The following is a 25,875-nucleotide window of genomic DNA, read 5'->3' as shown; positions in this document are numbered from 1 at the left end:
CCGAAAGTGTTGCGCCACCTAACGGTGGCGCTTCGTTGTTGCTTACTGAATTACTTACGCTTCTTGCGATTGGCCATATGAATGGCATGGCCTTCCACCGCAAGCGCTGCTTCATGAACAGCTTCCGACATGGTCGGGTGCGCGTAGCAGGTCAGGGCCAGGTCTTCGGCGCTAGAGCCGAATTCCATGGCAATCACGCCTTGGGCGATCATCTCGCCAGCGTGCTGACCCACGATGTGCATACCGAGAATACGGTCAGTTTCCGCATCGGCGATGATTTTGGCACTGCCTTCGGTGGCATTGTTAGCCATCGCACGGCCGCTTGCCGCGAACGGGAAGGTGCCGGTTTTGACTTCGATGCCTTTCGCTTTGGCGTCTTGCTCAGTCATACCCACCCATGCGACTTCCGGGTAGGTATAGATAACGCTAGGAATCGTGTCGTAGTTCATCTCGGCCTTATGGCCAGCGATGATATCCGCCACCATGATGCCTTCTTCAGAGGCTTTGTGCGCCAGCATCGGACCGCGCACACAGTCACCGATGGCGTAAACGCCCGGGACGTTGGTACGGCACTGGTCGTCGACAAAGATGAAGCCACGCTCATCCAGCTCAACGCTAACGCCGTCGGCAATCACGCCTTTGGTGTACGGACGACGGCCGACACAAACGATGAGCTTGTCGAAGGTCATCTCTTGTTCGCCGTTGCCATCGCTGTACTTCACAACGACTTCATCGCCTTTGACTTCAGAACCGGTAACGCGAGCGCCCAGTTTGATATCCAGACCCTGCTTCTTGAGTAGTTTCTGCGTCTCTTTAGCGACGGTAGCATCTACCATCGGCAGGAAGGAGTCCATGGCTTCAAGTACGGTGACTTCAGAGCCCAGACGATTCCATACGCTGCCTAATTCAAGACCGATAATGCCGGCACCGATAACGCCTAAACGCTTCGGTGTTTCGGTGAATTCCAGCGCGCCAGTAGAGTCGACAATCAAGCCTTCGGTCAGCGGGGTCGGCGGAATTTCCACCGGTACTGAGCCCGCAGCGATAACGATGTTGTCGGCATCATAGGTAGTGGTGTTGCCGTCGTTGTCGGTGACTTCGACCTGCTTGCCGGAAACCACTTTACCGGTACCTTCGATGGCGGTAACGCCATTGGCTTTGAACAAGCCTGAGATGCCGCCGGTCAAGTTCTTAACGATCTTGTCCTTGCGCGCCATCATCTTGGTAACGTCCATGGAGACGTCGCCCGCCTGAATACCCATATCGTCGAAATCGTGCTTGGCCTCAACGTATTTGTGGGACGCTTCAAGCAACGCTTTAGACGGGATACAGCCCACGTTCAAGCAGGTGCCACCGTGGACAACATTGCCTTCTTTACCGATCCATTTTTCAATACAGGCCGCTTTCAGGCCCATCTGTGCAGCACGAATGGCGGCAACGTAACCACCAGGGCCGGCACCGATAACGATCACATCAAACTTATCAGCCATGTTGGCTCCTTTAGCTTGCTGGCCTCCCCCCATTTTAACTCGAACCGGGCAGGAGGCTGTGTGCGATTGCAGATAAATCCTGGTTAAGCAGTAGCGTACTCAGTCAATATGACGCTTGTGCTTTAGACATCCAGCAGCAGACGAGCCGGGTCTTCCAGCAACTCTTTAAGAGTGACCAAGAATTGAACGGCGTCTTTGCCGTCGATCATACGGTGGTCATAGGAGAGCGCCAGGTACATCATCGGACGGATCTCGACCTTGCCGTTGACTGCCATCGGGCGATCCTGGATTTTGTGCATGCCCAGAATAGCGGTTTGCGGCGGGTTGATGATCGGGGTCGACATCAACGAGCCAAAGGTGCCGCCATTGGTGATGGTAAAGGTGCCGCCGATCATGTCGTCCATGCCCAGCTTACCGTCACGACCACGCTTACCGAAATCGACAATCGTGCGCTCGACGTCAGCAATTTTCATGCTGTCCGTGTCGCGCAGTACTGGCACGACCAAACCACGGTCGGTGGAGACAGCAACGCCGATATCCTGGTAACCGTGATAAACGATGTCAGTGCCGTCGATAGAGGCGTTCACATCTGGATAACGCTTGAGCGCTTCTGAAGCCGCTTTTACAAAGAAGCCCATAAAGCCCAGCTTGATATCGTGAGCTTTCAAGAACGTCTCTTTGTACTGCGCACGCAGGGCCATGATCTCGGTCATGTCCACTTCGTTGTAAGTGGTCAGCATCGCAGCGGTTTGCTGCGCCTGAACCAAGCGCTTCGCGATGGTCTGACGCAGGCGGCTCATGGGCACGCGCTTCTCGATGCGCTCACCTTCGGCAGCCGGTGCAGCGGCGGCTTTCGCCGGTGCAGCCGATTTGGCTGCTTTCTTGGCCGAACCGTCTTTGACCGCTTTCTGAACGTCTTCTTTCAAGATGCGGCCACCTTTGCCGGTGCCCTCAATCTTGGCAACGTCCAGGTCGTGCTCGGCAACCATTTTACGTGCGGCCGGGGCGAGGATTTTGCCACCGACTTTCTCATCGGCGCCATCGTCATCGCTGCTGCCAGCTTTAGCGGCTGCTGAATCATCACCACCACTGCCAGAACTATCGCCACCGGCGCCTTCGGTAAACACGGCCAGAATCGCTTCGGATTCGACCTGGCTACCCTCTTCGGCTTTAATTTCAGCCAGGGCGCCGTCCGCCGGTGCAACCACTTCCAGCACTACTTTGTCGGTTTCGATGTCGGCCAGCACGTCATCGCGCTTCACCGCTTCGCCAACTTTTTTGTGCCAGGTAGCCACGGTGCCTTCCTGAATCGACTCAGGGAAGCTGGGGGCTTTTACGTCGTGCTGCTTGCCGCCACCGCTGGCTTTTTTCTCTTCTTTCTTACCTTCAGATTTCTCTTCGGATTTTTCAGCGCTGTCATCGCCAGAAGATTTCTCTTCTTTGCTGCCAGACGCGCTGCCTTCACCGATTTTACCCAGCACTTGCTCTGACTGAACGGTATCGCCCTCTTCGGCCATCACGTCGGTCAGGGTACCCGCTTCCGGTGCGACAACTTCGAGTACTACTTTGTCGGTTTCGATCTCAACAATCAGCTCGTCACGCTCAACGCTGTCACCCGGCTTTTTATGCCACGCCGCCACTGTGCCTTCGGCAACGGATTCCGGAAAGGTTGGCGCTTTGATCTCAGTAGCCATGTCGTTTCCCTTATATGTTCTCTAAATCCAGTGGCCGCTTATAAATTAAAAGCGTCTTCCACCAGCTGGCGCTGCTGTTCAGTGTGGACGGACATATAGCCAGCTGCCGGAGCAGCAGAGGCAGGACGTCCTGCAAATTTCAACTCGCGACCGAGGCCATCTTTCAGCATATCGGCCACTGCACGCATATTGTGCTGGCTAGAGTACCAAGCGCCCTGATTAAGCGGCTCTTCCTGGCACCACACAATGTCTTCTACGTTGGTGTAGTCTTGCAGCGCTTCCAGAAGCTCTTCTTTCGGGAAGGGGTAGAGCTGCTCAACACGTAAGATTGCCGTGTCATGACGCTCATTCTCTGCGCGCCAAGCGGCTAAGTCGTAGTAGACCTTGCCAGCACATAGCACAACGCGGGTGACCTTCTCCGGCGCGAGATCTGCCTGGTCGGCGAGCACCATGTGGAACTTGCCGTGGGCGAGATCTTCAAGACTCGAAATCGCTTCTTTATGACGCAGCAGCGATTTGGGTGTCATCACCACCAGCGGCTTACGCAGCGGACGAATCACCTGGCGACGCAGCAGATGATAAATCTGCGCGGGCGTAGTCGGTACGCAAACCTGCATATTGTGCTCAGCACACATTTGTAGGAAGCGCTCCAAGCGCGCCGAAGAGTGCTCGGGGCCCTGGCCTTCGTAGCCGTGTGGCAACAGCATGGTTAAACCACACACGCGGCCCCACTTCGTTTCACCCGACGAGATGAACTGATCCACAACCACCTGGGCGCCGTTAAAGAAGTCACCAAACTGGGCTTCCCAGATCACCAAGTCATTCGGCGCAGTGGTTGAGTAACCGTACTCAAACGCCAGCACCGCTTCTTCCGAAAGGAAGGAGTCATGAATGGTGAAACGCGGCTGACCGTCGGCCATGTTCTGCAGCGGAACATAGGTGGTGCCATCTTTCTGGTTATGCACCACCGCATGACGGTGGGAGAAAGTACCGCGCCCAACGTCTTGCCCGGTAATCCGAATCGGGTGGCCCTGCTCTAGCAGCGTGGCGTAGGCCAACGTTTCCGCAAAGCCCCAGTTAAGAGCCAAACCACCGGCCTGCATTTTACGGCGATCTTCATAAATCTTGGCCACTTGGCGCTGAACGTCGACGCCATCAGGCACCTCGCACATGCGAGCCGCTAACTGCTGCAGACGCTTCATATCAAACGTCGTATCGGCATCGCCAGACCATTCGTGGCCCAGGTAAGGTGCCCAGTCAACGAACAGAGAAGCATTTGGCTTTTGCACCAATGCATTGGCCACGTGGTTACCTGCGACTAGGTCATCACGATAAGTTTCGACCATCGCTTTCGCGGACTCTTCAGAGAGCACACCCTGATCAACCAAGCGCTTGGCATACAGCGAACGCGCAGAGGGATGCTCTTTGATCTTGGCATACATCATCGGCTGCGTGCCTGACGGCTCGTCAGCTTCGTTGTGACCACGACGACGGTAGCAAACGAGATCAATCACCACGTCTTTTTTGAACTGCTGGCGATAGTCGAGAGCGACTTGAGTGGCGTGCAGCACTGCGTCCGGGTCATCGCCATTAACATGGAAAATAGGCGCCTGAACCATCTTGGCAATATCAGTGCAGTATTCGGTGGAGCGTGCATCCAGCGGATGCGAGGTGGTGAAGCCCACTTGGTTGTTAATCACAATGTGGACAGTGCCACCGGTTTTAAAAGCACGGGTCTGGGACATCTGGAATGTCTCCATCACCACGCCTTGGCCGGCAAACGCCGCATCGCCGTGGACGTTGATCGGCAGCACTTTGCTGCCCTCTTCGTCGTTACGGCGATCTTGGCGGGCACGCACCGAGCCCTCTACAACAGGTGCGACAATTTCCAGGTGCGACGGGTTAAACGACATCGCCAAATGGACTTCGCCGCCAGGAGACATGACGTTCGAGCTGAAGCCCTGGTGGTACTTCACATCACCTGAGCCACGCTCAATGACTTTCTTGCCGTCGAACTCATCAATCAAGTCAGTTGGGTTTTTACCCAAAATATTGACCAACAAGTTGAGTCGCCCACGGTGGGCCATCCCGATGACGACTTCCTTGGTGCCATAACCGCCAGCACGTTGGATAAGCTCGTCCATCATCGGCACAAACGATTCACCGCCTTCAAGACCAAAACGCTTGGTACCTGGATACTTGGATGCCAGGTAACTCTCCAAACCCTCGGCGGCCGTCAATCGCTCCAGCACGTGCTTACGCACGTCGGGACTGAAATCAGGCGCACTGCGTACCGACTCAAAACGCCGCTGTAACCAGCGTTTCTCTTCCGTATCGACGATATGCATGATCTCGCAGCCGATGGAGCGGCAGTAAGTGCGCTCCAACGCATCCACGATGTCACGCAGTGGCGCTTTGTCGATACCTAAAAAGAAAGAACCGGTTTGGAACTCGGTATCCAGATCAGCTTTTGAAAGCTGATGAAAGGACAGATCGAGGTCGGGGACGGGGGTGGGATTACGCAGTCCTAGCGGGTCGATATTGGCCTTTTGATGGCCACGGAAGCGGTAAGCGTTAATCAGCTGCAGGACTTTTACCTGCTTTTTGTTTTCACCGCTATCGGCAGCGGCGACTACACGGCCCGGGCGGCTTTCGCGCCCCAACTGGTAGAACTGATCACGTACGGGGCTAAGTGGAACATCGTGGGAGGCACTGCCCTCGGGGCGCGGCAACTGGTCAAAATAGCTGCGCCATTCGTCAGGGACAGACTCAGGATCGGCGAGGTACTGCTCGTAAAGCGCTTCCACGTAGTGAACATTGCCGCCACTAACGTGAGAGGAACGCCACATCAACTCCATTATGCCTTGTTGCATCTCTCGTTCACCCTGCACTGATGGGGTGGTATCGGTATCGTCGCAAACGTGCGGCGACATCGCTATTGCCCTGCCGGCGGGGCGGGACATTTGCCGGCGGCGCCGGCCAACGGCCGGAAACCCTGTTCATCTAGCTATTCGTTCTCAAACTTTTCATACGGTGTTTCGTCTTCAGTTCATGCTCGAAAGCCGGTACCTCAGGCACCGGCTTTCAAACTTGTCTGATCAGCGGTGCGACGTGACGCCGCACCGCGTGACAAACCCTATGATAACAAGCGAAGCGCCATGATTTAAGTGGCATTATCACCCAACTTAAGTGGCAGACGCTTTTTTACTAATATGTCATAGGCTTAGGTAGCATCAGCGAGTAACATTTCGCGAATTTTACCAATTGCCCGGGTAGGGTTAAGCCCTTTTGGACAAACCGCTACACAGTTCATGATGCCACGGCAACGGAATACCGAGAACGGATCTTCCAAGTTGCTCAACCGCTCGCTGGTAGCCGTGTCACGTGAATCGGCCAGGAAGCGGTAAGACTGCAGCAAACCGGCTGGGCCAACGAACTTCTCGGGGTTCCACCAGAACGACGGGCAAGACGTTGAACAGCACGCGCACAGAATACACTCATACAAGCCATCTAGCTTGTCGCGTTCTTCCGGCGACTGCAGGCGCTCAATGGCCGGCGCAGGCGTGTCGTTCTGCAGGTACGGCTGAATACGCTCGTACTGCTTATAGAACAGCCCCATATCGACGACCATATCGCGAATAACCGGCAGGCCCGGCAGTGGGCGCAGTGTCAGCTTGTTGTTTTTAACAACATCTGACAGCGGCGTGATACACGCCAAGCCGTTTTTGCCGTTCATGTTCATGCCGTCAGAACCGCAGACGCCTTCACGGCAGCTGCGACGAAACGCCAAACCGCTGTCTTGTTCTTTCATCATATGAAGAACATCCAGCACCATTACATCGCGACCCTTGGTATCGACCTGAAACTCCTGCATGTAAGGCGCGGAGTCGGTTTCCGGGTTGTAACGGTATATAGATACCTGAAGATTGGACATAGTGACTCCCTCTCGGTGCAGAGATTAATAGGTACGAACTTTAGGCTCGAACGTATCCATGGTTTTGGGTTTGAAGTTTACGTCGCGTTTCTTCAGCTCTTTTGTTGCCGGGAAGAACAGCGAATGCTTCAACCAGTTGACGTCATCACGGTCTGGGTAGTCGTAGCGCGAGTGGGCGCCGCGGCTCTCTTTACGTTCCAGGGCAGCGATCGCCGTCGCTTCTGCCACTTCCATCAAGTTATCTAGTTCAAGTGCTTCTACACGTGCTGTGTTGAAAGCATTGGACTTATCAGGCAGGTGAGCATTGGCGATGCGCTCGCGCAGCTGCGCTAGCTTATCGACGCCTTCCAGCATGTTTTTCTCTTCGCGGAATACGCCGAAAGAGGTCTGCATGATGTCCTGAAGTTCAGCTTTAAGCGCAGGAATGCTTTCGCCACCTTCCGACTCGTTCCAGCGCGTGATCCGCTTCATGGCTGACTCAATGTCAGACTCAGTCGCATCCAGATACTCAATGCCTTCGTTCAGCGCGCCTTCGATGAACATGCCTGCGGCACGACCAAAGACCACCAGATCCAGCAATGAGTTACCGCCCAAGCGGTTGGCACCGTGTACCGATACACACGCCGCTTCACCACAAGCAAACAGGCCGTTAACGATATGATCGTTACCGCTTTCGTCCATGGTAATCGCCTGACCGTGAATGTTGGTCGGAATACCGCCCATCATGTAGTGGCAGGTCGGTACGACCGGGATCGGGTCTTTCGCCGGGTCAACGTGAGCAAAGGTCTTAGAAAGCTCAACGATACCGGGTAGACGCTTACCAAGTACTTCTTCACCCAGGTGATCGAGCTTCAAGAAGACGTGATCGCCCTTCTCGCCACAGCCACGACCTTCCAGAATTTCCATGACCATCGAACGAGCAACAACGTCACGGCCAGCCAAATCTTTGGCGTTCGGCGCGTAGCGTTCCATGAAGCGCTCGCCGTCTTTATTGATCAGGTAGCCACCTTCACCGCGGCAACCTTCTGTGACCAGCGTGCCCGCACCGTAAATACCGGTCGGGTGGAACTGCCACATTTCCATGTCCTGCATCGGGAAGCCAGCACGCAGCGCCATGCCGATGCCGTCGCCGGTGTTGATCAGGGCGTTAGTCGTGGAGGCGTAAATACGGCCTGCACCACCAGTCGCGAGTACCGTGGCCTTGGATTTAACGTGCACCACTTCGCCCGTCTCGATGCACATGGCGATACAACCGACCACGTCACCGCTGGCGTTTTTAACCAAATCAACCGCGTACCATTCGTTTAGGAACACGGTGTTGTTCTTCAGGTTGTTCTGGTAAAGCGTGTGCAGCAGCGCGTGGCCGGTACGGTCAGCCGCCGCACAGGTACGAGCCGCCTGACCACCTTCACCGAAGTTCTTCGACTGACCACCGAACGGGCGCTGATAAATGCGGCCGTTATCTAAACGCGAGAACGGCAGGCCCATGTGCTCGAGCTCAAATACCGCTTTCGGGCCTTCGGAACACATATACTCAGCCGCGTCCTGGTCAGCGATATAATCGCCGCCTTTAACGGTGTCGTACATGTGCCAGCGCCAGTCATCATTCGGATCATCAGACGCGATGGCACAGGTAATGCCACCCTGGGCAGATACGGTGTGAGAGCGGGTCGGGAAAACTTTCGATAACACGGCCGTCTTTTTACCGGACTTCGCCAGTTCCAGAGCGGCTCGCAGGCCAGAGCCACCGCCACCAATGATAATGGCGTCAAACGTCAGGCTACGCAGATTAGACATGTAATCAAGCTCCCCACAGAATTTGAATGCCCCACACCAAGTACACGAAAATGCCCAGGATGATGACAGCTTGGACACCCACGCGCAGGCGAGTGGACTTGAGATAGTCGGTGGTAACGGTCCACAGACCGATCCAGGCGTGTGCCGCTATGGCGACGAAAGCCAGTAGCGAGAAAATGCGCATCCACGTCTGGCTGAATAGGCCGCTCCACGCGTAGTAATCAAGGTTCGGATTAAATAGCAGGAAGGCAACGATAAAGACCGTGTAGAGGGCCAAAATAACAGCAGAAACGCGCTGCATCAGCCAGTCAGAAAGCCCACTACGGCCAAAACTTGTAATGTTAGTTACCATACCCAAACTCCTGCCAGAATAATCAGAACGGCACTGACCACGACAGTGATCTGCGCTTTTTTAACGCCACCCTCAAGGGTTACCCCAATATCGGCATCCATTAACAGGTGCTTGATACCTGCTACAAAGTGAAATGCCAGTGCGGATAACAGCCCCCAAGCAATCAACTTAGCCAAGAAGTTATTGGCCAGCGCATCGCTAACGGCGTCGAAACCCGCAGGAGATGACAAGGATTTACCCAGCGCCCAAAAAGCGAAGATCAGGCCAACGAACAGGATGACACCGGTGATACGGTGTGTGATCGACGTCAGCGCCGGCAGTGGGAAATGTATCGTAGTAAGGTCTAGGTTTACGGGTCGTTTGCTATTCACGGCTTTGTACACACTCTCTTGGCCCGCTCTGCGACAGGTCGGGCATGGCCCGAGCGGGCGGTGGTTGCTGGAAGGGGCTCGGCCGTTGCCAAGTCGGGCACGACCACCTACCTGCCGGTCGCGCGCCGTGGATTATAAGAACCTTCGCCCTCGCTTACAAACCGAACTCAGGTCTAACTCGACTATGGTGCAAGAAAATTGTCTTCTTCCTGAGTCGATTTTGCGCTGCAGCATGGTTATAGTGACAGTAGATTAGCAACTTGCTAAGCCTGTTAACATATCATATTAGCCTATCGTCAACCCTCTGGCGTTTCGCCATAATGTAGGCTTTCTCATCATATACAAAAATTATTCATAACAACAATATTTGTACAACCTGTGGCTAGCGTTTAGGCTAATTGACAAAATGTCGCACACTTCTATAGTGGGCAAGCCTTTTCGCCGGCGCGGTATGCGCAGCAATGACTTTACGTCCCAACCCGAATTCGAAAGGAGGCCAGCATGGCTGACAGGAAAGCGACATTGACGGTAGACGGTCTGGATAACCCGATCGATCTACCAATGTATTCCGGCACACTTGGCCCCGACGTCATCGACGTACGCGGCTTAGGCGCTGAAGGCCTGTTCACCTACGACCCCGGCTTTATGGCCACCTCTTCCTGCCAGTCTGCCATCACTTATATTGATGGTGGCAAGGGCGTGCTGCTACACCGCGGCTACCCGATTGATCAACTGGCCAAAGAGTCTAACTTCGTTGAAGTGTGCTACACCCTGCTGTTTGGTGAGCTACCCAACGACGAGCAGTACGCGGATTTTGAATCGCGCATTCGTAACCACACCATGGTTCACGATCAGATCAACAACTTCTTTAAAGGGTTCCGCCGCGATGCGCACCCGATGTCTATTTTGTGTGGTGTAGTGGGTGGCTTAGCGGCCTTCTACCATGACCACATGGACATCACTCAAGAAGAAGACCGTGTGATCAGCGCGATCCGTCTGATTGCTAAAATGCCGACGCTGGCAGCAATGTCGCATAAATATAATGTCGGCCAGCCGTTTAACTACCCGCGCAACGACCTGACTTATGCAGAGAACTTCCTCTACATGATGTTCAGCAACCCGTGCGAAGAGTACAAAATCAACCCGGTATACGCGAAAGCCATGGACCGCATCTTTATGCTGCATGCGGATCACGAGCAGAACGCCTCTACCTCGACGGTACGCCTGGCAGGCTCCACGGGTGCCAACCCGTTCGCCTGTATCAGCGCAGGTATCGCGGCACTTTGGGGCCCCGCTCACGGCGGTGCCAACGAAGCCGTTCTGGCGATGCTCGACGAGATCGGCGAAGACTCCGAAGAGAACATCCAGCGCTTTGTTGATAAAGCCAAGGATAAAGACGACCCGTTCAAGCTGATGGGCTTTGGCCACCGCGTATATCGCAACTTCGATCCACGCGCCAAGGTAATGAAAGAGACCTGCGACGAAGTACTTGCAGAACTCGGCATGGCCGATGACCCGCAGCTTAAAATCGCCAAACGTCTTGAGCAGATTGCCCTTGAAGACGAGTACTTCATCGAGCGTAAGCTATACCCGAACGTAGACTTCTATTCGGGCATCATCCTAAAAGCGATGGGTATCCCAACCAATATGTTCACCGTGATCTTCGCGGTATCGCGCACCATTGGCTGGATCTCTCATTGGCATGAGATGCTTAGCGAAAGCTATAAAATCGGCCGTCCGCGTCAGCTGTACATTGGCCACGACCAGCGCGACTACCCGAAAAAATAAATCAACACCCCGCTTGATCAAAGGCCACCTTAGGGTGGCCTTTTGCGTATGGCTGATTAACCCCCAGCCTCTTGGACCATCAACGCACCACCACACACCAACGATCATGCCACTGCGCCTTAGATGCTTCTAGTCAGCTCGCTGCCTACCAGGCCACCCCCTTTGGGCCTGCTGACCTGAATACAGGTTGATGCGATAGTAAAGCCGTCAGCCGATGGGTTCCGTTCGATAGCGCTTCACTCTCCCCCTTTTGAATCACTCTTTCGCCCATATCGCTACCATTAAAAATGCCTAAGCGGGCCCTAATAACACTTGACTTTTCTGCTTTTGGATATTGAATAGGGTTTTCCACACTATCTGTGGATAACCCTGTTCACAACCACTTTAAAACGTCCCGAAATCGCCATGGGCACTGGGTCAGCCTTAAATTGGTCATTTTTTGATCTACGATAAGTCTTTGTTTTTAAACATTTTAAGTTCTGTTAAAGATTTTTTACGTCAACAACAAGGGGTTGTGCACAACCTTGAAAACAGATTAACAAAAGTGGACAAGTCAAGCACAAAATCGTCCAAAAAATGGCGATTTGTAGCTCTTTTGTGAACGTCAGGAATACAAAAAACCAGCAGATGAGAGGAGCTCATTGCTAGAGAAATAAACGATTAGGAAGGATACTGAAGTAGTGGCGTCCCATAGGGGGTTCGAACCCCTGTTACCGCCGTGAAAGGGCGGTGTCCTAGACCACTAGACGAATGGGACGTATATCAAGCCGCTTCGCGAAAGGGTTACTGATTGGTGGAGCCTAGCGGGATCGAACCGCTGACCTCAACACTGCCAGTGTTGCGCTCTCCCAGCTGAGCTAAGGCCCCACATGTCGCGAAGACGGAGCGTATAATACTGATTCCGCTGACCTTCGTCAACATGAAAAACGCCAATTCCCTAAAGATAAGAAATTGGCGTTAACGCTATATCAATTGTGATTAGCTGATTTTACTAAGCTATTTCACGAAGCTTTTTTCAAGAAGCTATTTCCCGGTACTCTTTTTCAAAGCGCTTCGCCTGTTTTTTAGAAACGCCGCCTAACACCTCTATCGCACTACGCAGCCGCGCCCGGGTAACGTCAGAGCCAAGAATTGCCATGGCGTCCATCACTGAGGTACTGGACGTGCTGCCGGTAATGGCAATAAATACTGGCGCCAGGAACACTTTCATTTTTAAATCAAAGTGCTCGGCCAGCAGCTTAACTTCGCTCAGCAGCGACTCTTTATTCCAAGCTGAAACGCCCTCGAACCGCCAGACAAGGAACTGAAGCAGCTTGACCAGCTCTTCTTCCTCAAGCTTCACGCTTTCAAACGATTCTTTTGTTAGCGTCGGAAGACCCGAGAAGAAGTGCCCTGCCAGCGGCATTACCTGGGAGAGCGTTTCCACCCGCGGCCTTACCTGCGGAAGTATCTGCTTAACATAGGCTTCATTGAAGGCCCAGTCGCGCAGTGCACTCAACAGTGCATCGTCGTCCAGATCTTCACGGATATAAACACCGTTCAGCCACGTCAGTTTCTCCAGGTCAAATACCGGGCCACCTAACGAGACGCGCTGAACATCGAATTCCGCCATCATTTCCTGGAGGCTGAATTTCTCGCGCTCATCGGGCATCGACCACCCCATCCGCCCCAAATAGTTGGTAACGGCCTGGGGTAAAAAACCCATCCGACGATAGTAATTGATGGAAGTCGGGTTTTTGCGCTTAGAAAGTTTGGACTTGTCCGGGTTGCGCAGCAGCGGCATATGGCAAAGTTGCGGCATTTCCCAACCAAAATACTCATATAGCAGTTGGTGCTTTGGTGCTGAGTTAATCCACTCTTCACCACGCAGTACATGAGTAATCGCCATGAGGTGATCGTCGACCACATTGGCTAGATGATAAGTGGGCATACCGTCTGATTTAAGCAGTATTTGCGCGTCCACCTGCGCCCACTCCACTTCAATCGTACCGCGCAACATGTCATTGACCACACAAACGCCTTCGGCGGGCACGTTCATGCGCACCACGTAAGGCCAGTCTTCCTGCTCACGGCGTGCTTGCTCTTGGCTTTCCAGCGCTAAATCAGTGGGCTTCAATGCCAGGTGCAGGCCTGCGGCTTTGCGGGTTTCACGCAATTCATCCAGCTCTTCACTGGTGCGATAACACTTAAACGCATGCCCAGCATCCAACAGCTGTTGGGCGTATTGAGCATAAATATCGCCCCGCTCGCTTTGCCGATATGGGCCGTAGGGGCCACCAACATCCGGGCCTTCATCCCACTCCAGACCCAACCAACTTAGCGAATCGAGAATCATCTGTTCCGACTCAGGCGTAGAGCGCACCCGATCAGTGTCTTCAATACGCAGAATAAATTGGCCGCCATGCTGACGCGCAAAACAGAGGTTAAAAAGCGCGATATAGGCCGTACCAACGTGGGGATCACCGGTTGGAGAAGGTGCGATGCGAGTACGTACGGTCATGAAAACGTCCTATTGGCAAAAATGCATGGCGATATTATACGCACCTTAGGCGTAACCAACAGCGTCCCGCAGGGAACAACTAGCGGAAGAAAGCGTCAGAGAAATTAACTCAACGTTATTTGTCCACTAATGCGCGTTAAAGCACAATCGCTTAGTATGGCTCTGTAGCAACACCTTGGGCGCATACCCCAAGCTTCAGACAGGCCAATAACGTATGTAAATAGCGCCACTATCTATATTAGAGAGAACTATTATAGTGGAAGACATTCAACGAGCTTGTTAGCTCATCATCAGGAAGACGAAATGGAATCGCTAGGCTCACGGATCAAGCAACTGCGGCTTAGGGCCAAGCTTAATAAGGCTGCCCTTGCACGCAAAGTTGGCGTGTCAGATGTCACCATTTCTTATTGGGAGTCTGGGGCGATCAAACAGATCGGTCACGAACGCCTTGTTGCGCTCGCTGATGCCCTCGACTGCTCCCTAGCAACTCTATTGGAAGGTGATAGCGCCCCCGAGCTATTGACGTTGACCCACACTGGACCCCTCCCCTGGGAACAGGTACAGGCAACGACCATTAAAGTGCCCAGTCACCTGCCGCTGAACATCGACTGGAAAGCACCGTGCGTGATGGCAACACCAGGCAAAGATACAGACTTTTCGCCAGTTAACGCTGGTGACCTGCTGCTGCTCGGGCCGACTCATGTGTTTCACAAAGCGGGGCACTATGTAGTGCAACGCGACGATCGTTTCGTCATTGAGCACTTCGCCAAAGCCCCGAGCGATACTTCGATTCATGCAATACTGTTAGCCCATTGGCATCCTGCCTAAAGCGTCTACCTCCCCGGACTCTCTAGCACCTCCACCTGGTCACGCGTTTGTCTTGGCTCACTCCCCACCAAGAAGCGTCGTGAGTAGGTGGCCACTTGGCCCAGCCCATGGCGGGATTGGCTTACCAGCTCTCCTGCCAGGTGCTGGCCCTCGTGGCCAATACGCGCCTGAACGGCTTCCGGCTGCACGCTGCCTTCGGAAACCTCAACCTGCACTGTATAGCCGCCATCGGGGAAGCCACTACCAGGGCCAAAAGGCCCCGCTGCAAACACTCCATTCTCTACACGTGTCCGCTCCCGCCAACGCCCGCTGCTAATTTCGCGTTCGACAATAATCTGCACTAGCGTCTCGTCAGGTAAATTGCTTTCACCCTCCACCATTAAACGTCGATCGCTGCGCAGCGATACATGCGCCGTTATCTCGACGATAAGCGGCTCAACTTCTTCCACCTCGGCAACTTCTGTCTCGGCAGCTGTCGGCTCAGGGGCCGACGTTTGTTCTTCGGTTGACACCGATTCACTCGGCTCGTCTGTTTCGCCACAGCCTGCCAATAGCGCAACGGATATCATCAACACGCCAACACTGCTTATTACATTGCGCATACACACTCCGAAATATTACTTGTTCTGCAGCTTACCACTGCATAGCTGCCACCACAGTGGAATACTTGTTTTGGCCCCGCTACAGGCGCCGCTTCCGGTACAATGTGCTTATCATGCTAACAAGACATTTTAGGAGCAGCGGCTTTGGACATCATTTGGTGGTTGGCCTATGTAGCACTGGGCGGTTTTGTAGGTTTGATGGCTGGGTTATTGGGGATTGGTGGTGGCGGCATTATGGTGCCGATTCTCACCTCCCTTTTCGTACTCCAAGGCGTGCCCCACGAGCACCTTGCCCACTTGGCCTTAGGCACCGCCATGGCGGCCATCATTCCTGCCTCTACCGCTAGCTTGTTCTCCCACCACCGGCACGGAGCGGTTCGCTGGGACATCGTGCGCTTTATCACACCCGGTATATTAATCGGCACTTTTTTGGCGACCTTTATTGCTGCGCTGATTCCCACCCGTGGCCTGGCCATCTTTTTCGCCTGCTTTATGGTGCTAATGTCGCTCCAGATGCTGGCAAACATCAAGCCCAAACCCAGCCGCGGCCTACCCGGCCCTCTTGGCGTCAGCGGTGTTGGCCTAGGCATCGGCGGCATTTCAGCGCTTGTCGCCATCGGCGGTGGCTCACTCACAGTGCCCTTCCTCACTTGGTGCAACGTCAAGCTACCCCGAGCGATAGGCACCTCTGCAGCCGTGGGGCTACCGATTGCCGTTGCCGGGGCGCTTGGCTACATCATCAACGGCTGGTCTACCCAAGGGCTGCCCAGTGCGGCACTCGGTTACGTTTACCTGCCCGCGCTACTGCTAATGGCACCCTTCAGTATTCTTACCGCCCCCATTGGGGCAAAGTTAGCGCATAGGCTACCCGTCAAACTCCTCAAACGGGTATTCGCTTTTATGCTGATGGGGTTGGCACTGCAAATGGTGTATGCGGTGTTTACGGCGTGAGCTACTCCGTGCACACGTGTATGGATAACCCTTCACTTTTTAGCTTCTGATTGACAATCGAAGTAAATTTCGCTCTTGTGGATTGATTAACCAAAAATAATCCAGGAGTTCACATGAGCGAAGCTCGTCCCGATTACACATCACAGGGTAAATATGCTCGATTAATTCCCACTCTGGCTGACAGCAAAAAAGAGGAACGAGCAACCTCGATATTGTTGGCAGCACTCATGTCGGTATATGAATTCCGCAAAGCCATGCTTCAATCGATCAATCTGCGCGTTGGAGCGCGTACAAAGCTTGAAGCCTGGACCGAGGTAGTTTTCAAAGACGAAACACCGGCCAAAAAAAAGGGGCCCGACGACAGACCTGATGGCCTTATTGTCCTAGATACGGGACGTAAAAAATGGCATGCACTGATCGAAGCAAAAGTAGGCAGTGAGACCGTCGGAGAAGAGCAGCTACTAAAATACATCAAGCAAGCCAAAGAACACGGCATTGATGCTGTTATAACCATCACCAACCAGTTTGTAGCGTTGCCAACCCACCATCCCGTTTCCATTCCCAAGAAGAACTTGCGCTCAGTTGAGATTTTTCACTGGTCATGGACGTACATCGTTACGATGGCTCAGCTGCTCTTAACTCAGGACAAAATAGAAAGTCAGGATCAAAGGTTTATTCTGCATGAAGTGGTGAAGTATTTAGAAGATCCAAGTAGTGGGAAAACTGGCTTTACCAGCATGAACGCCGAGTGGAAGACGGTGGTACAAAGCGCCTTTAACAACTCCAAACTTAACAAAAACTCTGATGAGGTATTAAAGACAGTCAGTAGTTGGCACCAGGAACAGCGTGAGCTTTGCCTTCAAATGTGGCCGTTGGTCGGAGAAAAGGTCGAAGTTAAGCTTCCTCGAACTCACCGTAATGATCCTAAGCAGCGCCTTACTGATGATTGTGACAAACTAGCTTCAGAGCAGCTTCTCTCCAGCACTATTGCCATTCCTAATGCTGCTGCGGACCTGCTGGTCACCGTCGATATTGCGCGCAAATCGATCACATGCAGCATGCGGCTTGAAGCACCTAGAGATAAGAAAAGCAGCTCAGCAAAAATCAATTGGCTCACCCGCCAATTACCTACTAGCGAAAAGGGGCCAGCAATTAGAGTAAAGGCTATCCGCAAAGGACAAGCCATGGATACCGATAAGCCTCTTGAAGAAGTACGCCAAAATCCAGTTATTTTAGATGCAGAAAACACAGACTCACTGCCTGTTTACTTTGAAGTATTTACATCACTAGACTTAGGCGGAAAATTCTCAGGCAACCGCGTTTTCATTGAGCATCTTGAAAAAATTGTTCCAGACTTCTATCGCTATGCAGGCCAATACCTGAAAGCCTGGGTAGCCCCAGCGCCACGTGTTAAGCACGTTGAAGAAGACCCTGAAGAAGAAACAGAAGCGCAGGTCACTACGCCTGATGATGAGTAAACCGTTTTAATCCAGCCATGTAGACCCCGGCCATTTCATGACCGGGTTTTATTTAAACAAAATTACCTTGAGCAATTGGTACAGTTGTTCCCCAAACTGATCGACTCCACCCCAACCACACCAACGCTCTGAGCGCTGTGGCATATACCCTGCTATGTGCTGGGCGCCCTTTCTTACGTACAATGGCGCGCATACAACACGCTACCTGTGGGAAAACTCACAAGGTGTACCCGGTTTTTTAGGCATTAGCTGTTAACACTGCTTGGTACAATTTGGGTCATCAGGTGCGTTAATTACGCTTTTAAGAGGCAATATGGCTGCATTCAGTGCAGCCAACAGTGTTACTAAATGACTAATTTACTTAAAGAAAATAGTGCAGATCGGGGTCGACTTTTTTCGGTCGCGCCCATGATGGATTGGAACTAAAGCCCATGGTTATGGGCTTTAATCGATTCATGTAGCAAAAATGTTGCAGATAGAAATTCACTTTCCCCTAATTCGGCGTTCTATCACTACGACAACACCAGGGAAAAGTCTTCCATTTTGGTCGTTGAAATAGTCTGCGCATTCATAAGGAAAATTGTATGCGTAAGCTGTCGGCTTGCCTTTGACACGTTCAAAACTCCCCATTTTCTCTAGCCATGTTTTAATTTTTTCTCGGACTTTATCAAGATCAATCTTTCCTTCCCTTCTAACTTCACTCAATGGTATGAAAGGCACAATGAAAGTTGCAGCCATCCGCCAGTCAGCTTCATAACTGTGTAAAGAGCCAGCATCTTTCCAAGCCGCATCTAGTCCAGCTTTCACATTCACTTCGCCTGCGCTTTGATCACCAATTGATTGCCAGACTTGCTTCGCTTCTATCGCGTATGAAATCTCAGAGTTCGTAACGTAGATGTCGCAACGGCCATAGCGAGAATCACCATCATCTTTGTTCTCCTTAATTAATCCCCGCTTATTCGTGGCGAACTCCTCTATTGCAACCCATTGATCTTCACCATGAGGTATTCGCCATGCGGCCCCGGCCAGAATGCTTATGGAAGCTCGCTCATTGTGCCACCAGCAGTTTTCGCTTAGCTCAAACTCCTTATGCAGCTCACAGTAGTGCTGCACGGTCGAAATCCAAGAATTCAACAAAGGCTTGAGAGTGGTGTACTCACTAGGAACGATGCAATCAGCAATATCCTTCACTTAATTTCCTCTTAAAAATGATTGCAGAATGCTACACATCATTTGGTTTGAATTCACTTTTGCTTGCAGATACGTGAGTGACGCGTGTGCGTGCGCATCATGCGTGAGGGTGCGCCAGAATGTTGGGGTCTCGGAAAAAGGTAATAAAGGTAACCAATCTCTAAAAAAACACACTAACATACTGAAATATATATAATTAAAACAGTCGTTCAAAGGTAATCTTAAAATAAGCAAAAACAGAAATTTACAGATGAAAAGCAGCCAAATTACCTAGATTACCTTTTTCCGAGACCCCCATATTTTCTGAGAGATTTCCCCGTGGCCTCCTTGTCCGGGATTACTCCATTGAGTTCGCAAGATTCCGCATGATAAAACACATCTGTAACAGGGCCATAAAGCCCAGTACCGGCACGGCTTGGTAGCTAGTGCATGGGTGCATAAAAACACACAGGTTTAGCGCGCAGGCGGGGCGGGGAGTCGACGGCGCGCTGGGCGTCTAGGCCTTATCTTTCAAATGACAGAGCATTCGCTTCAACTGATGAGCTTGGGTATCACTTTCCATGCTGCTAATACCTTTCCAACCTACATGAACGAACAACACTCCAAACACAGTAAACAAGATGCCCACGCCCGCTGATTGAAAAATTTCGGCAAAGGACAATAAGCTCAACTCTTGAATTTTGATGGTGCCGCTGAAGTAGGTATCAACAGCCATGCGGCACAAGATGTATGTGCCTAAAAAAAGTAAAGTTAAACCAAATGCTTGTAGCAACACACCGCTAAAAAACTTCCATGCAGTTAGCCACTTTCCTGGATATCTATTCAGTTTAAGAATATCAATATCATTAGTATTGAAATTACATTTTATGTTGTGTGAAGTTTGACCAAATATCCGCAGTGACTCTCTTGGCCCCCACTCCAAAGCCGCTATTCTTCCTATCAATTTTGCGGAAGCCCTTTTCTTAAAAGCATCGTAAAAAGCGGCTTCTAAGCCCAACTGTGCCCCTATGCACTCACTATTATTAAAATACCTATTAAGCGCTTCTGTCAGTTCCAATAAATTACGTTTCCTATTAAATAGCTGAGAAGCTAGAGTTAGTAATGCTTCAACCATTGATTACCTCACACTCTTATATATTAAGAAACTGCCCCTCTGGGGCGGCTTTGAGTCAGTTAACTGGCTTCTGGCCTAGCGGTTAGCGATGATAAGCTCACCGTGAGGCTCGGTTGCCTGCTGTCCTACAGTGTATCGAATTTAGGTGGTGTGGAGGATTAAGCCCTCAAAGGCATCGCGCATCTCGGGCGTGTCGTTAACGCTGGTCACGAACTGCCCTGTTCTGGCTAGCTCGCCCATGTAGTAGTACTCCTCAAGCGGAAAGTCACAGCCGTAGCCGGCTGTTCCCCAGTAAGGTGGGTCGAGGTAGGACAGCGTCCCTTCCCGACCGTAGCGTTTGATGCACTCCGCCCAGTCGAGGTGCTCAACCACGGCACGAGCCAGGCGCAGGTGTGCGGCGCTGAGATCCTCCTCGATGCGCAGTAGGTTCATAAGTGGTGGGGAAACCGCAGAGATCCCAAACGCCTGGCCGCTGAACCTAACCAGCCTGCGAGTGCTAGATGACGACCTGCGCCGTGCCGCCCTGGCGGTAATCGAGTGGTCGGCCGTTAGAGATCGCGAGCTACATGAGTACCTAGAAGGTGGCCACCAACTAATGCAGCGCTTTGCTGCCATTGAAAAACAAGAGGAGCAGTAACTCATGGCAGATAACGCCAACATTGCCACCGAGCTTATGGAACGCAGCATGGAGTCCGCCTTGAGCAGTCGGCTTTCTCTGTATATCCGGTCACAGACCCCGAGTGCAAAGACTGCGGCTTAGAGAGCCCGCCGTGACGCCGACCCATGGGACACCTCCTGCATAAAGTGCCAGGGGATTCTTGAACAACGGAGGCGGCATGTGCGCTGAACAAGCCAAGGGCGGGAAGCTGGCCTGCCAAGCCGCGATGCTTTGCCAAGATAAAGCGTTTTTGCCTCTACCTAGATCGCCGCCGCCGGTACAAAAACCAGTTAACAGAAAGCCAATTACCCGACAGCACCCACACCCCCGAAGATGCGCGCGATTGGCTGATCGCCGCTTGCAAAATCAGCAGCCGCGCCGAGCTGGATGGCAACCCAGCCGCGTGCCAAATGTTTCGCGTGATACGCAACCTCTTCAATAGATAGCGGGCGCGTCAAAAGGGAGATAACCAATAATGAAAACCGAGTTCATGCTGCTGGCGTGCTACGAAAAACTGCTGATATCGCTGGAAACCTTTTGTGCTGACATTATGGGCGTCTCACTGCAAACTGCCCGTAACCGGATAGCCCAAGGCACGTTCCCAGTACCGCTAACGCGCACCGCACGCCAGACAATGGTGCATATTTCCGATGCTGCAAAATTTATCGATGAACAACGAGAAAGCGCCTAGCGATTAAGTCAAAAAACAACTAAGATTAATTGACATCTCGTTACCTAGAAAAATAACTAAATTAATAACACTAAAATCATAGGGTATCCCTTTTGAAAAAACATGCACTAGTTCTTATGTTGGCTACTTTTTCTATAACACCTATAAACTCTTATGCAGTTGACCTTGCACTTTACAACAGTGTTTCTGAGGATGATGAAGATTCAGTTATTATGGATGTATATCTTAAAGGGCTAGGTGAAGGCCTAATATACAGCTATACCCTATCGAAAAGCATGAGGCTAGAGTCTCCCTTTTGCCCGCCTGATAACTTAATAATTTCGGCAGATATAGTAAGAACAATTGTTGACGGCGAAATATTATCACCGTCCTATGGTATGGAATATAATTCAGACACATTTTTAGCCTTAATTACGACAGTAGGATTCAAGAATTTTTTTCCTTGTAATTAATTTACTTTAATACTTGGATTTATTTCAACCGACAGTATTCCGCTTAACTTTAATCTATAAATTAAAGCATAAATTTCTATTTTTCCAGCGAGATTGGCTGAAAATAAATTCACATAGCGCTTCAGGTTTTCTAGTCTCTATGCTTTGAGAAAATTGCTACTTCTTAGATCTGGTAACCACGCTCAAATAAGCGGCCTAACGCGCTCTATCCCGCTTTGCAAGCTCACCGGGCTTGAGGTTCACGTAACGCTTCAAGCTCTTCCAATCCCGGTGGCCTGACACCATAGCCACCTCCTGAATTTGATATCCCCGCTCGAAAAGCCTGCTAATACCCTCATGCCGCAAGTCATGGAAATGCAAATTAACGATCCCAAGTAGTCGCAAATACGCCTAAAGCCATTTGAAGTGGATTCATTGTAAAAGGGGAATATCTTTTCATTAACGCGCGGTTGCGCTTCGATGAACATTTGGCTATTACCCATTAGCGGGACTACCTGATCCGTTTTTTGAGTGGGGTGCTTTCGTAGTCTGATAATGATGGTGCCGTTTTTAGCGTCATAGTCCGACCAGCGAAGGGAGCAAATTTCATCTAGCCGCATGCAGGATTCAATGGCAAAGCGTATTAAGTCGTTATATCTGATAGTTCTCAAAGCGCGGTTATGCTTTGTGTGCGTGAGTAGCAATTCAATTTCATCGTCGGTGGGCCTGCGCTCGCGATCTTCAGGGTTTCCGATTAGCCCGCCGCGCTTTAGTCCAGCCAGCCAGCCAGCCAGCCGCTAATCTTGGTTCTATAGTCAGCGTGCACGCGACCCTCCACCACGGCCGTCGTGATAGATCCGGAAAGAAAAAGAACATCGAGCAAGGTAGTGGAAGGCTTGACGCCATCGACGCTAATGCGAGTTTCACAATAGACCTGCAGCTTTAGGTAATTCAGCTCAGTGATAAGCGTTTCTTTGCCAAGGCCCTTTTTCATATTATTGGCGGAGGTGAAGTTTTTACGCCCGCGGTTAGATGTTTTATCTAAATGGGCCAAGTGCCAGCCAAATAATTCTTCTAAGGTGGGTATTGAGCCCTCGCCTACATGCCCAGCTTTGATGAGGTCTTCAACCTGCCGCGCCCACTTTTGTGCCCGAGCTTTGGTCGTGAATGTTTTACTCTGTGAGGGGTGGCCTTTCTTCCGTACAATGGCACGCATACATCACGCCACCTCTGACAAGCTCTCAAGGTGTACCAGGTTTTTAGGCATCAGCTGTCAACACTGCTTGGTACAATTTGGGTCAACAGGTGCGTTATTTACCGTTTTAAGAGGCAATATGGCTGCTTTAAATGCAGCAACAGTGTTACTAAATGACTAATTTATTTAAAGAAAATAGTGCAGATCGTGGGCGACTTTTTTCTGTGGCCCCTATGATGGACTGGACTACAAGGGACTACAGAGCATTCGCACGCACCTTAACCAAGCGGGCGCTGCTGTATACCGAGATGGTCACTACCGGTGCGATTTTGCACGGGACGCCCAGTGAGCGCTTTTTGGGCTATAGCGAGGTGGAGCATCCGCTTGCGCTACAGTTAGGCGGCAGCGATGCCGGTGAGCTGGCGGAGTGCGCGGCGATTGCCGAGGCGTGGGGCTATGACGAGGTGAACCTGAACGTGGGTTGCCCGAGCGACCGCGTGCAGAACAATATGATTGGCGCGTGCTTGATGGGCTACCCCGAAAAGGTGGCCGAGGCAGTGCGAGCAATGCAGGCCGTGGTGTCTATTCCGGTTACGGTGAAGTGCCGTATTGGCATCGATGACCAGGATGAGGACGCCGATCTTGAGCGGTTTATCGCTATCGTTGCTGACGCAGGCTGCGAGGTGTTTAGCGTTCACGCCCGTAAGGCATGGCTGCAGGGGTTGTCGCCTAAGCAAAATCGCGATGTACCGCCGCTCAACTACCCCCGCGTTCATCGTTTAAAGCAGAGCCGCCCTGAATTGCATATCGGCATTAACGGCGGGATTAAAACGCTGGCAGAGTGCCAAGCGCAGTTTACCCATGTGGATAGCGTGATGGTGGGGCGTGAGGCGTATCAAAATCCGTGGCTCCTCGCCGGCGTCGATGAGCAGCTGTTTGGTGAGCAAGGCCCGGCAGCGAGCCGCTTGGATGCCGCGAAGGCTTTCCGGCCGTATATTCAGCAGCGCCTGGATGAAGGCGCGAAGCTGAATCACATTACCCGCCACCTGCTGGGTTTGTTTCAGGGTTGCCCTGGCGGCAGGCGCTTCCGGCGCCATTTGTCAGAACATGCCCATAAAGAAGGCGCAGGATTGCGCCTGTTTGATGACGCGCTTAGCTTGGTGAACGAACCCGAGCTCGTTGTATAAGTGCGTTGTATAAAAAAAACCGCTACGCAAGCGTAGCGGGTTCGTTTTCCTAGTAGCGTAAGCTTACTGACCGTTTTCCCGGCGGTTCGCCATTACGCCCTGCTCGACACGCTCACCGATAGTTTGGTCGACGTTTTTCCAGTACTCAAATACCCGTGATAGCACCGGCTCTTCAACACCGTCGGAAACGTGGCCCACAATATTGTTTACCAATCGGTCTCGGGCAGCATCATCCATTACCTTATTGACTAGGTCATTGGCTTGGTTGAAGTCGCCATCGCCCGGGCGCAGCGTGTAGGCGGCGCGAACCAACTCGCCGTCAGTCTCCCATACCGCATCTTCCGGGTACCTTTCCGGGTTGGCGTGCGCGCCCCCTTTGCTATTAGGTGCGTACACCGGGTCGGTGGAGTGGTTAATACGCATCTTGCCCCCCTGGCTGTAGCTGTTAACCGGGACCTTGGGCGCGTTAACGGGGATATGTTGGTAGTTCACCCCTAAACGGGCGCGGTGCGCATCAGCGTAGGATATTACCCGCGCCAACAGCATTTTATCCGGCGAGAAACCGGTGCCCGGCACGGCATTGCTGGGCTGAAACGCTGCCTGTTCGATTTGGCTGTGGAAATCGACGGGGTTGCGATCCAACGTCATCTTACCGACTTCTTGCAGCGGGTAGTCGGCGTGCGGCCATACCTTGGTCAAATCGAAGGGGTTGATGTGGTAGGTCTTGGCATCTTCAAACGGCATAATCTGGACTTGCAGCGTCCAGGTGGGATAATCGCCGCGTTTAATGGCATCGAACAGGTCGCGGCGATGGTAATCGGCATCCGCACCCGCCATCTTATCGGCCTGTTCCTGGGTCATGCACTTGATGCCCTGGTCAGTCTTGAAGTGGTACTTCACCCAAAAGCGCTCGCCTGCAGCGTTCACCCACATATAGGTATGGCTTGAATAGCCGTTCATGTGGCGCCAAGTGGCGGGGATACCACGATCACCCATTAGCCATGTTACCTGGTGGGCAGATTGCGGAGAAAGCGTCCAGAAGTCCCACTGCATATCGTGATCACGCAAGCCGTTATCCGCTCGACGCTTTTGTGAGTGGATAAAGTGCTGGAATTTGAGCGGATCGCGAACGAAGAACACAGGGGTATTATTACCCACCATGTCGAAATTGCCCTCTTCGGTGTAGAACTTCAGCGAGAAGCCACGAGGATCGCGCCAAGTGTCCGGGCTACCCGCCTCACCGGCCACCGTCGAGAAACGAGCCAACATCTCGGTTTTCTTGCCCGGCTGGAGAAAGTCAGCTTTGGTGTATCGGCTAACGTCGTGAGTAACTTGGAAGTGACCAAAGGCGCCACTCCCTTTTGCATGGGGCTGACGATTCGGGATCATTTCCCGGTTAAAGGCAGCCATCTGCTCCATCAAGTAGTGATCATGCAGAACGATCGGCCCATCGGGGCCTACTGAAAGTGAGTGTTCATCACTGTTGACTGCTATGCCCGCATCCGTTGTGGTGTGCTTAGGTGTATCGCTCGTCATCGCTTTTCCTCCGTGTCACGGTAGACGTGGCGTTTTATCGCCACTCGTTCGAGTACGATGAAAGCTTAGCTATCTATTTTAGTTATT

General features: G+C 52.2%; 23 protein-coding genes, 2 tRNA genes and 1 pseudogene. 8 read left to right on the top strand and 18 right to left on the bottom strand.

Annotation, left to right across the window (positions count from 1 at the left end; all coding sequences use genetic code 11):
• Nucleotides 1-50: 50 nt before the first annotated feature.
• From lpdA to sdhC, 7 genes are all read right to left on the bottom strand, one after another.
• The gene (gene lpdA, locus QHL1GM_RS18135) at nucleotides 51-1,490 is read right to left on the bottom strand and encodes a dihydrolipoyl dehydrogenase (protein ID WP_071695728.1); all 1,440 of its coding nucleotides are present in this window, start codon (nucleotides 1,488-1,490) and stop codon (nucleotides 51-53) included.
• 122 nt (nucleotides 1,491-1,612) lie between these two features.
• Nucleotides 1,613-3,184, bottom strand: a complete 1,572-nt coding sequence (gene odhB, locus QHL1GM_RS18130) for a 2-oxoglutarate dehydrogenase complex dihydrolipoyllysine-residue succinyltransferase (RefSeq protein WP_071695727.1) — start codon at nucleotides 3,182-3,184, stop codon at nucleotides 1,613-1,615.
• 38 nt (nucleotides 3,185-3,222) lie between these two features.
• Nucleotides 3,223-6,057: a 2-oxoglutarate dehydrogenase E1 component gene (locus QHL1GM_RS18125; protein ID WP_071696050.1), complete on the bottom strand. Its 2,835-nt coding sequence runs from the start codon at nucleotides 6,055-6,057 to the stop codon at nucleotides 3,223-3,225.
• A 350-nt stretch (nucleotides 6,058-6,407) separates the two neighbouring features.
• A complete protein-coding gene (locus QHL1GM_RS18120) occupies nucleotides 6,408-7,118 on the bottom strand; it encodes a succinate dehydrogenase iron-sulfur subunit (protein WP_071695726.1) in 711 nt (236 codons plus the stop codon).
• 24 nt (nucleotides 7,119-7,142) lie between these two features.
• Nucleotides 7,143-8,915, bottom strand: a complete 1,773-nt coding sequence (gene sdhA / locus QHL1GM_RS18115) for a succinate dehydrogenase flavoprotein subunit (RefSeq protein WP_071695725.1) — start codon at nucleotides 8,913-8,915, stop codon at nucleotides 7,143-7,145.
• Nucleotides 8,916-8,919: 4 nt separating this feature from the next.
• A complete protein-coding gene (gene sdhD / locus QHL1GM_RS18110) occupies nucleotides 8,920-9,267 on the bottom strand; it encodes a succinate dehydrogenase, hydrophobic membrane anchor protein (protein ID WP_071695724.1) in 348 nt (115 codons plus the stop codon).
• Nucleotides 9,261-9,638, bottom strand: coding sequence for a succinate dehydrogenase, cytochrome b556 subunit (sdhC, locus tag QHL1GM_RS18105; RefSeq protein ID WP_196518187.1), 378 nt, complete (start codon nucleotides 9,636-9,638; stop codon nucleotides 9,261-9,263). The genes sdhD and sdhC overlap by 7 nt, the downstream gene beginning before the upstream one ends.
• A 501-nt stretch (nucleotides 9,639-10,139) precedes the next feature.
• Here sdhC and gltA point away from each other — a divergent pair.
• Entirely contained in the window at nucleotides 10,140-11,426 is a 1,287-nt protein-coding gene (gene gltA / locus QHL1GM_RS18100) for a citrate synthase (RefSeq protein WP_071695723.1), read from the top strand.
• A gap of 681 nt (nucleotides 11,427-12,107) precedes the next feature.
• Here the strand turns inward: gltA and QHL1GM_RS18095 are convergent.
• The 3 genes from QHL1GM_RS18095 to gltX form a co-directional block, all read right to left on the bottom strand.
• Nucleotides 12,108-12,183: transfer RNA gene (locus QHL1GM_RS18095), tRNA-Glu, on the bottom strand.
• A 34-nt stretch (nucleotides 12,184-12,217) separates the two neighbouring features.
• Nucleotides 12,218-12,293, bottom strand: a tRNA-Ala gene (locus QHL1GM_RS18090).
• 148 nt (nucleotides 12,294-12,441) lie between these two features.
• A complete protein-coding gene (gene gltX, locus QHL1GM_RS18085) occupies nucleotides 12,442-13,926 on the bottom strand; it encodes a glutamate--tRNA ligase (protein ID WP_071695722.1) in 1,485 nt (494 codons plus the stop codon).
• A 303-nt stretch (nucleotides 13,927-14,229) separates the two neighbouring features.
• Here gltX and QHL1GM_RS18080 point away from each other — a divergent pair, with 303 nt between their 5' ends.
• Nucleotides 14,230-14,754 (top strand): helix-turn-helix domain-containing protein, encoded by a 525-nt coding sequence (locus tag QHL1GM_RS18080; RefSeq protein WP_175540401.1) that lies wholly within the window; start codon nucleotides 14,230-14,232, stop codon nucleotides 14,752-14,754.
• 5 nt (nucleotides 14,755-14,759) lie between these two features.
• Here QHL1GM_RS18080 and QHL1GM_RS18075 read toward each other — a convergent pair whose 3' ends face one another.
• Nucleotides 14,760-15,356 (bottom strand): hypothetical protein, encoded by a 597-nt coding sequence (locus tag QHL1GM_RS18075; protein ID WP_071695720.1) that lies wholly within the window; start codon nucleotides 15,354-15,356, stop codon nucleotides 14,760-14,762.
• Nucleotides 15,357-15,500: 144 nt separating this feature from the next.
• Between QHL1GM_RS18075 and QHL1GM_RS18070 the strand changes: the two genes are divergently transcribed.
• Nucleotides 15,501-16,307 (top strand): sulfite exporter TauE/SafE family protein, encoded by an 807-nt coding sequence (locus tag QHL1GM_RS18070; protein WP_071695719.1) that lies wholly within the window; start codon nucleotides 15,501-15,503, stop codon nucleotides 16,305-16,307.
• A gap of 113 nt (nucleotides 16,308-16,420) precedes the next feature.
• Nucleotides 16,421-17,785 (top strand): hypothetical protein, encoded by a 1,365-nt coding sequence (locus QHL1GM_RS18065; RefSeq protein WP_071695718.1) that lies wholly within the window; start codon nucleotides 16,421-16,423, stop codon nucleotides 17,783-17,785.
• A gap of 483 nt (nucleotides 17,786-18,268) precedes the next feature.
• Here QHL1GM_RS18065 and QHL1GM_RS18060 read toward each other — a convergent pair whose 3' ends face one another.
• From QHL1GM_RS18060 to QHL1GM_RS18050, 3 genes are all read right to left on the bottom strand, one after another.
• Entirely contained in the window at nucleotides 18,269-18,976 is a 708-nt protein-coding gene (locus QHL1GM_RS18060) for a hypothetical protein (protein ID WP_217648553.1), read from the bottom strand.
• A gap of 496 nt (nucleotides 18,977-19,472) precedes the next feature.
• Complete coding sequence (locus tag QHL1GM_RS18055; protein WP_071695717.1) at nucleotides 19,473-20,090, bottom strand: hypothetical protein; 618 nt, start codon at nucleotides 20,088-20,090, stop codon at nucleotides 19,473-19,475.
• 141 nt (nucleotides 20,091-20,231) lie between these two features.
• Nucleotides 20,232-20,522 (bottom strand): hypothetical protein, encoded by a 291-nt coding sequence (locus tag QHL1GM_RS18050; RefSeq protein ID WP_071695716.1) that lies wholly within the window; start codon nucleotides 20,520-20,522, stop codon nucleotides 20,232-20,234.
• Between QHL1GM_RS18050 and QHL1GM_RS18045 the strand changes: the two genes are divergently transcribed.
• The 3 genes from QHL1GM_RS18045 to QHL1GM_RS19440 all read left to right on the top strand — a co-directional run bounded on the left by QHL1GM_RS18045 (nucleotide 20,506) and on the right by QHL1GM_RS19440 (nucleotide 21,891).
• A complete protein-coding gene (locus QHL1GM_RS18045; protein ID WP_071695715.1) occupies nucleotides 20,506-20,727 on the top strand; it encodes a hypothetical protein in 222 nt (73 codons plus the stop codon). The genes QHL1GM_RS18050 and QHL1GM_RS18045 overlap by 17 nt on opposite strands.
• Before the next feature lie 496 nt (nucleotides 20,728-21,223).
• Nucleotides 21,224-21,439 (top strand): pyocin activator PrtN family protein, encoded by a 216-nt coding sequence (locus tag QHL1GM_RS18035; RefSeq protein ID WP_071695714.1) that lies wholly within the window; start codon nucleotides 21,224-21,226, stop codon nucleotides 21,437-21,439.
• Nucleotides 21,440-21,555: 116 nt separating this feature from the next.
• A complete protein-coding gene (locus tag QHL1GM_RS19440) occupies nucleotides 21,556-21,891 on the top strand; it encodes a hypothetical protein (RefSeq protein ID WP_175540400.1) in 336 nt (111 codons plus the stop codon).
• 195 nt (nucleotides 21,892-22,086) lie between these two features.
• Here the strand turns inward: QHL1GM_RS19440 and QHL1GM_RS19950 are convergent, their stop codons facing one another.
• The 3 genes and pseudogenes from QHL1GM_RS19950 to QHL1GM_RS18020 all read right to left on the bottom strand — a co-directional run bounded on the left by QHL1GM_RS19950 (nucleotide 22,087) and on the right by QHL1GM_RS18020 (nucleotide 23,086).
• Entirely contained in the window at nucleotides 22,087-22,275 is a 189-nt protein-coding gene (locus tag QHL1GM_RS19950) for a tyrosine-type recombinase/integrase (RefSeq protein ID WP_071695713.1), read from the bottom strand.
• Nucleotides 22,276-22,382: 107 nt separating this feature from the next.
• Nucleotides 22,383-22,580, bottom strand: a pseudogene (locus tag QHL1GM_RS19945) (tyrosine-type recombinase/integrase); the annotation flags it as partial.
• A gap of 59 nt (nucleotides 22,581-22,639) precedes the next feature.
• On the bottom strand, nucleotides 22,640-23,086 hold the full coding sequence (locus QHL1GM_RS18020) for a hypothetical protein (RefSeq protein WP_071695711.1): 447 nt from the start codon (nucleotides 23,084-23,086) through the stop codon (nucleotides 22,640-22,642).
• A 152-nt stretch (nucleotides 23,087-23,238) separates the two neighbouring features.
• Here QHL1GM_RS18020 and dusA point away from each other — a divergent pair, with 152 nt between their 5' ends.
• Complete coding sequence (gene dusA / locus QHL1GM_RS18015; RefSeq protein WP_071695710.1) at nucleotides 23,239-24,252, top strand: tRNA dihydrouridine(20/20a) synthase DusA; 1,014 nt, start codon at nucleotides 23,239-23,241, stop codon at nucleotides 24,250-24,252.
• 63 nt (nucleotides 24,253-24,315) lie between these two features.
• On the opposite strand, the gene QHL1GM_RS18010 is transcribed toward dusA, so the two are convergent.
• Nucleotides 24,316-25,788: a catalase gene (locus QHL1GM_RS18010; RefSeq protein ID WP_071695709.1), complete on the bottom strand. Its 1,473-nt coding sequence runs from the start codon at nucleotides 25,786-25,788 to the stop codon at nucleotides 24,316-24,318.
• Between the last annotated feature and the right edge of the window lie 87 nt (nucleotides 25,789-25,875).

The sequence above is a fragment of the Halomonas sp. QHL1 genome (genome assembly GCF_001882345.1).
Lineage (GTDB): Bacteria > Pseudomonadota > Gammaproteobacteria > Pseudomonadales > Halomonadaceae > Vreelandella.
The sequence above is the reverse complement of the archived record's forward strand: the minus strand, read 5'-3'. Positions and strand labels throughout refer to the sequence as shown.